Annotated in this window: 1 protein-coding gene and 1 pseudogene; one reads left to right on the top strand and one right to left on the bottom strand. The window is 75.4% G+C overall.

Annotation, left to right across the window (positions count from 1 at the left end; translation table 11 throughout):
* Positions 1–52: 52 nt before the first annotated feature.
* The gene (locus tag ACRYR7_RS25255; protein WP_432575131.1) at positions 53–1,420 is read right to left on the bottom strand and encodes a cation:dicarboxylate symporter family transporter; all 1,368 of its coding nucleotides are present in this window, start codon (positions 1,418–1,420) and stop codon (positions 53–55) included.
* Between the two features lie 148 nt (positions 1,421–1,568).
* Between ACRYR7_RS25255 and ACRYR7_RS25250 the strand changes: the two are divergent.
* Positions 1,569–2,256, top strand: a pseudogene (locus ACRYR7_RS25250) (hypothetical protein); the annotation flags it as partial.

Below are 2,256 nucleotides of genomic sequence, written 5' to 3'. Positions count from 1 at the left end.
CGCGGGCGGCGCCGGTGACGACGACGACGCGCCCCTCGCGCGCGGGGGCCGGTCAGCGGCGGCCGGCGGCCTCGCGCTCCGGCTCCAGCGTGCCCGCGGAGCCGGACACGTGGGAGGGGTCCATCGTGCGCTCGTCGAAGGGGTCCTGGCCGGCGAGGACGCGGGTGGCGCGCTCGCGGTCGATCTGCCCGGTCCAGGTGCCGATGACGACGGTGCCGACGGTGTTGCCGATGAAGTTGGTGATGGCGCGCGCCTCGGACATGAACCGGTCGATGCCGACGATGAGGCCGACGCCGTCCAGCAGCTCGGGGCGGTGCGAGCTCAGCCCGCCGGCCAGGGTGGCCAGGCCGGCGCCGGAGACGCCCGCGGCGCCCTTGGAGGCGATGACCATGAAGACCAGCAGGGAGACCTGCTCGCTGATCGAGAGCGGGTCGCCCAGCGAGGTGGCGATGAACAGCGAGGCCATCGTCAGGTAGATCGCGGTGCCGTCGAGGTTGAAGGAGTACCCGGTCGGCACGACGATGCCGACGGTGGGGCGCGAGACGCCCAGGTGCTCCATCTTGGCGATCAGTCGCGGCAGGGCGGTCTCGGAGCTGGAGGTGGACACGATGAGCAGCAGCTCGCGGGCCACGTACTTCAGCAGCGAGAAGATCGACATCTTCGCGACCAGGCGCAGCAGCACGCCCAGCACGATGAAGATGAACAGCGCGCAGGTGACGTAGAAGCCGACCATCACGGTGGCCAGCGCCTTGAGGGCGTCGACGCCGGTGGCGCCCACGACGGCCGCGATGGCGCCGAACGCGCCGATCGGGGCGACCCACATGACCATCGCCAGGACCTTGAAGACGATGCGCTGGATGACCTCGACGCCGCGCAGCGCGGGCTCGCCGCGCTCGCCCAGGCCCTGGATCGCGAAGCCCACCAGCAGCGCCACGAACAGCGTCTCCAGCACCGAGCCGTCGGTGAGGGCGGAGAAGAGCGAGGTGGGGATGATGCCCAGCAGGAAGTCGACGGTGCCGCCGCCCTCGTGGGCCTCCTCGGCCCGCTCGGCGCCCACGCCGCGCAGCTCGTCGGTGAGCTGCAGCTCCGTGGCCGGCAGCAGGTTGCCCACGACCAGGCCGATGACGAGCGCGAAGGCGCTCATCACCAGGAAGTACAGCAGGGCGGTGCCGCCGACGCGGCCCACCTGGGCGGCCTTGCGCACCGACCCCACGCCCAGCACGATCGTGCAGAAGATGATCGGGGAGATCATCATCCGCACCAGGTCGACGAACCCGTCGCCCAGCGGCTTCAGCGCCACGCCGACGTCGGGGGCGACGAAGCCGACCAGGACGCCGAGGACCACCGCGGCGATGACGGCGATGTAGAGGTAGTGGGTGCGGTCCTTCTTGCGGGTGCCGGGCTGAGCGCCTGTGCTCACGGGGTTCCTCCTCGACCGGGGTACGGAGGTGATGGTGCTCACACGCTCGCGCAGGGGTCGCGCTTCTGCACCTTTCGTTCACGGCGCGCGCCGGCCGCGCCCGCCGCTGCTGCCGCACCGCCGGCGGCGCTGGACGCTGGCCTCGCGCGTGCTGGTGCTCCAGCTCCTCGTGGTCTCCGTGGTCACCGCGGCGTGCACGGCGGCGCTGGTGCTGCAGCTGCGCGGCGACGGCCGCCGCGACGCCGGCCGGCTGGTCACCGGCGTCGCCGAGGCCGTGGCCGCCTCCCCGGACGTGCGCGAGGGCCTGGCCGTGCCCGGGGGCACCACCGACCCCGCGCTGGCCGGTGCGCGCGCCGCCGTGCGCGCGCGCGCCGAGGAGGTGCGCGAGCGCACCGGCACCGACTTCATCACCGTCATGGACACCGCCACGCTGCGCTGGAGCCACCCGGACCCCGCGCAGCTGGGCAGGCCGTTCCGCGGCAACGCCGCCGCCGCCCTGGCCGGGGGGCGGGTGCTGGAGACGTACACCGGCACCCTGGGGCCCTCGGTGCGCGCCGTGGTGCCGGTGCGCTCCGGCGGTCGCGTCGTGGGCGCCGTGGCGGTGGGCGTGACGACCCGCACCCTGGCGCAGGAGCTGGGCGGGCAGCTGCCGGTGGCGCTGGGCGCGGCCGGCCTGGCGCTGGTGGTCTCGGTGGTGGGCAGCCTGGCGCTGAGCCGGGGGGGGGGGGGGGGGGGGGGGGGGGGGGGGGGGGGGGGGGGGGGGGGGGGGGGGGGGGGGGGGGGGGGGGGGGGGGGGGGGGGGGGGGGGGGGCGGGGGGGGGGGGGGGGGGCGGGCG

Source organism: Kineococcus gurbantunggutensis (assembly GCF_050871925.1).
Classification (GTDB): Bacteria; Actinomycetota; Actinomycetes; order Actinomycetales; family Kineococcaceae; genus Kineococcus.
Note: the sequence above shows the minus strand (reverse complement) of the source record. Positions and strands in the feature narration are given on the sequence as shown.